The sequence below is a fragment of the Arthrobacter sp. UCD-GKA genome (assembly GCF_001863355.1).
Taxonomy (GTDB): Bacteria; Actinomycetota; Actinomycetes; order Actinomycetales; family Micrococcaceae; genus Paeniglutamicibacter.
This window is the reverse complement of the sequence record NZ_MOLR01000031.1, coordinates 1-785: the sequence shown is the minus strand read 5'-3', so window position 1 is coordinate 785 and position 785 is coordinate 1. Positions and strand designations below refer to the sequence as shown.

Here is a 785-nt window from a genome sequence, read left to right as displayed (position 1 = left end):
CCTTCATCCTCAAGCCCGCCGAGCTGACCCCCTCCACCGCCATCTTGATGATGGACGTGCTGCAGGAACTGGGACTGCCGGCCGGGGTGGCGAACCTGGTGACCGGCGCCGGGTCCGCGGTCGGCCCGGCCCTGTCCGCGCACCGCGACGTGGACATGGTCTCCTTCACCGGGGGACTGGCCACCGGGCGGGTCATCGCCGCCGCGGCGGCGGGCACCGTGAAAAAGGTCGCCTTGGAACTGGGCGGCAAGAACCCCAACGTGATCTTCGCCGACGCCGACTTCGACGCCGCGGTGGACAATGCCCTGAACGGCGCCTTCGTGCACTCCGGGCAGGTCTGTTCCGCCGGTGCCCGGCTGGTGGTGGAGGAATCCATCGCCGAGGCCTTTGTCGACGAACTGGTCCGCCGCGCCCGGCTGATCCGCCTGGGCGGGCCCTTTGACGAGAACGCGGAGACCGGTCCGCTGATCTCCGCCGCGCACCTGGCCAAGGTCGACGCCTACGTGCAGGCCGGCATCGCCGAGGGCGCACGCCTGCGCTGCGGCGGCCGGAAGGCCACCAGCCAGGACGGCAAGGACCTGGAGGCCGGGCACTTCTACCTGCCCACGATCCTGGATCGGGTCACCGGGAGCATGTCGGTGGCCCGGGAGGAGGCCTTCGGCCCGACGCTGACGGTGGAAACCTTCCGCACCGAGGCCCAGGCCGTGGCCATCGGCAACGACACCGACTACGGGCTGGCCGGGGCCGTATGGACCCGGGACGCCGGGCGGGCGCAGCGCGTGGCC

Annotated in this window: 1 protein-coding gene; it reads left to right on the top strand. The window is 71.8% G+C overall.

What is annotated here, in order from left to right:
• On the top strand, nt 1-785 hold a 785-nt coding region (locus tag BLJ79_RS22195; RefSeq protein ID WP_139195028.1), incomplete at both ends, for an aldehyde dehydrogenase family protein.